This is a genomic window from Streptomyces sp. McG3 (genome assembly GCF_018619185.1).
In the GTDB taxonomy this organism is placed as follows: domain Bacteria; phylum Actinomycetota; class Actinomycetes; order Streptomycetales; family Streptomycetaceae; genus Streptomyces.
Window position 1 is genome coordinate 1 of record NZ_JAAXYC010000434.1, and the last position, 5,166, is coordinate 5,166.

Below are 5,166 nucleotides of genomic sequence, written 5' to 3' on the forward strand. Positions count from 1 at the left end.
GGTGAGCGGGTGGCCGGGGCGGTCCGGGAGGCGGAGGGGCTGCTCGCCGCGGCTCGGCAGGACGCCGAGGAGGCGCGGTCGGCCGCCGCCGCGGCGATGGCGGCGACCCGTGACCGTACGGCGAGCGTGCTGGCCCACCAGGAGCAGGAGCACGCGGAGCGCCGCAAGGCGGCCGAGGCCGAACTGGCCGACCGGGAGGCGGCGTCGGAGGCCCGGTTCGCGGGGCTGACCGAGCGGGTCGAGGCGCTGCTCGCGGAGGCGGGCCGGGACCTCGCCGCCACGCAGGAGGCGGCCCGGCACGGCCAGGAGGACGCGGAGGCGCGGGCGGCGGAGCTGCTCGCGGAGGCCCGGGTCCGTGAGGAGCGGGTGGTGCGGGAGACGGAGCGGATCCTGCGGGAGCACGAGGAGGGCCGCGAGGAGGTCCAGGCGCACATGGCGCACGTGCGCAGCTCGCTGGCGGCGCTGACGGGGCGGGTGGCGTCGGGGCCGGACGCGCCGGAGGGCTGAGCGGAGGGTCGAGCGGAGGACCGAGCGGGTCCCGGCAGGTCGCAACGGGTGGCAACTCTTGACGAACGCGTGTTCTCGGGAGGTGATGGAAGCGTTCAGTCCACACGTTTCCGTTCCCCGTTCAGCAGGGAGTGTTCATGTCGGTCCCAGCGCCGGACATTTTGTCACCGGAGTTCGAGAGAGATCCGTATCGGGCGTATCGCCTGATGCGTCAGGACACGCCCCTGATGTGGCACGAGGCCACCGGCAGTTACATCGTCTCGCGTTACGAGGACGTCGAGCGCGTCTTCAAGGACAAAGAAGGCGAATTCACCACGGAGAACTACGACTGGCAGATCGAACCCGTGCACGGGCGGACGATTCTCCAGCTCAGCGGGCGCGAGCACGCCGTGCGGCGGGCTCTGGTCGCACCGGCCTTCCGGGGCAGCGATCTGCGGGAGAAGTTTTTACCGGTCATCGAGCGCAATTCGCGCGAATTGATCGACGGGTTCCGTGATGCGGGTTCCGTCGATCTGGTCGCGGACTACGCCACCCGCTTTCCTGTCAACGTCATTGCCGACATGCTCGGACTGGACAAGTCCGACTATGAGCGATTTCACGGCTGGTACACGGCCGTCATCGCGTTTCTCGGCAATCTCTCCGGTGATGCGGAGGTGGCACGGGCCGGTGAGCGTACGCGCGTCGAGTTCGCCGAGTACATGCTGCCGATCATCCGGAAGCGGCGGGAGGCGCCGGGCGACGATCTGCTGTCGACCCTGTGCACCGCGGAGGTCGACGGCGTCCGGATGGGCGACGAGGACATCAAGGCGTTCTGCAGTCTGCTGCTGGCCGCCGGGGGCGAGACCACCGACAAGGCCATCGCCGGCATCTTCACCAATCTGCTGCGCCACCCGGAGCAGCTGGCGGCGGTCCGCGCCGACCGCACCCTGATATCCCGCGCCTTCGCCGAGACGCTGCGCTACACACCGCCGGTGCACATGATCATGCGCAAGTCGGCGACGGAGGTGGCGCTCAGCGGCGGCACCGTACCGGCGGGGGTCACGGTCACCTGTCTGATAGGCGCCGCCAACCGTGACGAGGACCGCTACCGGAACCCCGATTCCTTCGACATCTTCCGTGAGGACCTGACCGCCACGAACGCCTTCTCGGCGGCGGCCGACCATCTCGCCTTCGCACTCGGCCGGCACTTCTGCGTCGGTGCCCTGCTGGCCAAGGCCGAGGTCGAGATCGGGGTGGGCCAGTTGCTGGACGCCATGCCGGATCTGCGGCTGGCCGACGGTTTCGACCCGGTCGAGCGCGGTGTCTTCACCCGGGGACCGCAGAGCCTGCCGGTCCGCTTCACGCCGGTGTCCGGCTGACCGGAACGTCGGCGTCGACCCGAGCGGCCGGATCCACCACGGACTCCGGCCGCTCGCTCGGCGAGGGGTCCGCTACTGCGCCATCGGGCTGAACTGGACGGGCAGTGTCGACAGCCCGCGCATCCAGATCGAAGGACGCCAGGAGAGCTCCGCCGGCTGGACCGCCAGCATCAGGTCCGGCAGCTGTTCCAGCAGCGTCTCCACCGCCGTACGGGCCATCACGTCGGCCAGCAGCGGTGCGGGGTAGGGGCAGCGGTGTTCGCCGCCGCTGAACGACAGGTGCGCGGAGTTCTCGGCGCCGACGTAACTCTCCGGCCAGATCTCCGGGTCGGTGTTGGCCGCGGCGAGTCCGAGGACCAGGCAGTCGCCCGCCCGGATGTGCCGGCCGCCGAGCTGGGTGTCCCGTACGGCCCAGCGGCCGATGAAGTTCTGCGTCGGGGTGTCGAGCCACAGCACCTCGTTGAGCGCCTCACCGACGCTGAGCCGACCGCCGGACACGTTCAGCGCGAAGCGTTCGTCCGTCAGGAGCAGCCGCAGCGTGTTGCAGATCCAGTTCGCGGTGGGCTGCTGGGCGGCGGCGATCACCGAGATCAGGTCCTGGACGATCTCCTCGTCCGTGAGGCCCGCCCCGTGCGTCACCATGCGGGAGGTGACGTCGGCGCCGGGGGCCGCCCGCTTGTCCTTGACCAGTTGGCGCAGCCGGTCGCCGACGCGTCCGTAGGCCGCCACCGGGTCGTCGCCCTCGCCGGCGTCGAGCGAGATGCGCAGGTCGTCCACCAGCTGCTGGGTGTCGGAGCCCGACACGGGCATGCCGCACATCTGGACCACGGCCCGCATCGGCAGGGCGTGGACGTAACTGCTCATCAGTTCCGTCCGGCCGCTTCCGGCGAAGTCCGCGATGAGCCGGTCGGCGATGCGCCGGCAGTCGCGTGCCAGCTCGAACTGGTCGATGCCTTCGAGGGCTTCGGTGATGACACCGGCCCTGCGCCGGTGCTCGTCGCCCTCGGTGAAGAGCACGGAGGGCTGGTAGCCGACGAACGGCATCAGCGGCCAGTCCGGGGGAATTCTCTCCCACTGGTTCCAGCGGCGTGAGTCCCTCGCGAACAGCTCGTCGTGCGTGGTGACGTAGGACAGTTCGGCGTAGCCGAGGACCAGCCAGGCCGGAACGTCACCGTCCAGCAGTACCGGCGCCACCGCCCCGTGATCCCGTCGCAGCGAACGGTAGAGCTCCGTGGGCGTCTGCTGGTAGGAGGCTCCGGACAGCCGCACCGCGCCGGCGCCGCCGGCACCGACCGGGCAGCCGGAGGGGGCCTGGGGACCGAAGGAGGGGCTGGAGGTGCTCATGGTGTCGTCTCCCGGGCGATGGCCATCGTGCGCAGATGGTCGACGAGCGTGATCAGTACGTTCTTGCTGGACCGTCGGACCCGGGCGTCGCAGTCGATCATCGGGATGTGCTCGGGCAGCGCCAGGGCCTGACGGATCTCGTCGAGGGAGTGGGCGAGGTCGTCGTCGAAGCGGTTGACCGCCACCACGAACGGTGTGCCGTGGTGCTCCAGCCGGTCGATCGCGTACCAGGAGTCGCCCATCCGACGGGTGTCCACGAGGACCACGGCGCCGAGCGTGCCGGAGAACAGCCGGTCCCACAGGAACCAGAAGCGTTCCTGTCCCGGAGCGCCGAACAGGTAGAGCACGATGCGCTCGTTGAGGCTGATCCGTCCGAAGTCGAAGGCGACCGTGGTGGTCGTCTTGGCGTCGACGCCGTCCGTCTCGTCGACGCCGACGCCCGCCTGCGTCATCACCTCTTCGGTGTTCAGCGGCCGGATCTCGCTCACCGAGTGGACGAGCGTGGTCTTGCCGACGCCGAATCCTCCGACGACGACTATCTTCAGGCCGGTTTCCGCGGCGTCGGCCAGCGGCGTGCGCCGGTCCGGCAGCTCATAGCTTCCGGAGTCCATGGAGCACCTCCTTCAGCAGGTCGGAGTCGGGGAGCGCGCTCGGTGAGGCGGCCGTACGGGGGTGGCGGGCGGTGATGCGGCCCATGTCGTGGAGGTCGTCGAGCAGGATGCGCACCACGGTGACGGGAAGCGAGAGTTCGGCGGCGATCTCGACGACGGCGGTCGGGTGGCGGCACAGGTCGAGGATCTGCGCGTGCTCCGACTGCATTCCGGCGGTGGGCCGGCATTCGCTGACCACGAGGGTCACCAGGTCGAAGGAGTCGGCGGAACGGCTCCGTCCGCCGGTGACCGTGTAGAGCCGGTCGGGAGCTCCGGTGTCGACGGGGCGAAGGGTCATGACGCGCTCCTCGGCACCTCGCCGCGTGGGGCGGCGCGCAGGTGCTCGCCGATCTGCTCGACCATCTCCGTCATCTGGTGGCCCACCACGCTGGGGTCGGCCTCCTCCGTGGCGACGACGGCCAGATGCGCGCCCTCACCCGCTTCGACGATGAAGAGCAGACCGCCGTGGAACTCGGTCATCGAGTGCCGGACGCCTCCGGTGCTGTCGCCGAACTCGATGGAAGCGCCCTGCGCGAGTGCCTGCATGCCCGAGCAGATGGCCGCCAGTTGATCGGCCTGGTCGAGGGTGAGGTGCTCGGTCCAGCAGAGCTTGAGCCCGTCGCGTGACAGGGCCAGGGCGTGCCGGGTGCCGGGGGTCTGCTCGAGGAGCCTCTGCAGGAGCCAGGTGAGGCTGTTGTCTGTGGTCTGCATGATGAGTGACGGGACCGCGGCGCCGGGGGAGCGGCGAGGGCCCGTACCTCCAATCTCGGGTGTTCGAGCGAGCGCGTCCGGTGGACCGGACACCGAACGGATGGGCGTTCCGGGTTACGGAGCGGTGGTCGGCGGTACGGTCCCGCCGTCGGGTCCTTCGGCTCTGCCGTCGGGGTCTCCGGCCCTGCCTTCGGGAATTCCGGGATTGCCTCCGGGATTGCCTGCGGGCTTGGTACCGCGCCCGAAGGCGCCGAACTGCTGTCCCGCGCTGCGTGGCGGTGAGGTCCGCGGTGTGGTGCCGCGCGGGTCCCCCGGAGAGGCGGGCGCGGGCGAGCCGCGGTGGCGGCCGCGCTCCCGGTCCGCCTCCGCCATGGTGCGGCCGGGCGTGCGTACGGGCAGGCCGCCGGGGGTGGAGCTCACCGCCGGGCCGGTGGCCTCCCGCCCGTGCGCGCGCGGACGGACCACGAGGTGGTTCTCCGCCGCCGCGGGCGCCGGAGGCGTTGCGGCGGCGGGCGCGACCGCTTCGGGCACGGAGGGCGGCAGGGGCGCGGGGGCGACGGGCGGCTGTGTGGAGGACGGTGACGGCTGTACGGGGG

5 protein-coding genes and 2 pseudogenes are annotated in these 5,166 nt (G+C 70.8%); 2 read left to right on the forward strand and 5 right to left on the reverse strand.

Annotated features, from left to right (window positions below; translation table 11 throughout):
• Both HET64_RS36275 and HET64_RS36280 read left to right on the forward strand, forming a co-directional pair.
• Positions 1-507, forward strand: a pseudogene (locus HET64_RS36275) (cellulose-binding protein); the annotation flags it as partial.
• A 206-nt stretch (positions 508-713) separates the two neighbouring features.
• Complete coding sequence (locus tag HET64_RS36280; protein WP_215111491.1) at positions 714-1,865, forward strand: cytochrome P450; 1,152 nt, start codon at positions 714-716, stop codon at positions 1,863-1,865.
• Between the two features lie 72 nt (positions 1,866-1,937).
• On the opposite strand, the gene HET64_RS36285 is transcribed toward HET64_RS36280, so the two are convergent.
• The 5 genes and pseudogenes from HET64_RS36285 to HET64_RS39460 form a co-directional block, all read right to left on the reverse strand.
• Positions 1,938-3,209 (reverse strand): cytochrome P450, encoded by a 1,272-nt coding sequence (locus HET64_RS36285; protein ID WP_215111492.1) that lies wholly within the window; start codon positions 3,207-3,209, stop codon positions 1,938-1,940.
• The gene (locus tag HET64_RS36290; protein WP_215111493.1) at positions 3,206-3,820 is read right to left on the reverse strand and encodes an ATP/GTP-binding protein; all 615 of its coding nucleotides are present in this window, start codon (positions 3,818-3,820) and stop codon (positions 3,206-3,208) included. Before HET64_RS36290 ends, HET64_RS36285 begins: the two co-directional genes overlap by 4 nt.
• Positions 3,801-4,157, reverse strand: a complete 357-nt coding sequence (locus tag HET64_RS36295) for a DUF742 domain-containing protein (protein ID WP_215111494.1) — start codon at positions 4,155-4,157, stop codon at positions 3,801-3,803. The genes HET64_RS36290 and HET64_RS36295 overlap by 20 nt, the downstream gene beginning before the upstream one ends.
• The gene (locus HET64_RS36300) at positions 4,154-4,570 is read right to left on the reverse strand and encodes a roadblock/LC7 domain-containing protein (RefSeq protein WP_007447032.1); all 417 of its coding nucleotides are present in this window, start codon (positions 4,568-4,570) and stop codon (positions 4,154-4,156) included. The genes HET64_RS36295 and HET64_RS36300 overlap by 4 nt, the downstream gene beginning before the upstream one ends.
• 114 nt (positions 4,571-4,684) lie before the next feature.
• Positions 4,685-5,166: pseudogene (locus HET64_RS39460) on the reverse strand (ATP-binding protein); the annotation flags it as partial.

What these genes read in the sequence shown, in the direction of transcription:
- HET64_RS36280 (WP_215111491.1), top strand. Translation starts at nt 714, where the DNA reads ATGCGTCAGGACACGCCCCTGATGTGGCACGAGGCCACCGGCAGTTAC.
- HET64_RS36285 (WP_215111492.1), bottom strand. Translation starts at nt 3,209, where the DNA reads ATGAGCACCTCCAGCCCCTCCTTCGGTCCCCAGGCCCCCTCCGGCTGC.
- HET64_RS36295 (WP_215111494.1), bottom strand. Translation starts at nt 4,157, where the DNA reads ATGACCCTTCGCCCCGTCGACACCGGAGCTCCCGACCGGCTCTACACG.
- HET64_RS36300 (WP_007447032.1), bottom strand. Translation starts at nt 4,570, where the DNA reads ATGCAGACCACAGACAACAGCCTCACCTGGCTCCTGCAGAGGCTCCTC.
- HET64_RS36290 (WP_215111493.1), bottom strand. Translation starts at nt 3,820, where the DNA reads ATGGACTCCGGAAGCTATGAGCTGCCGGACCGGCGCACGCCGCTGGCC.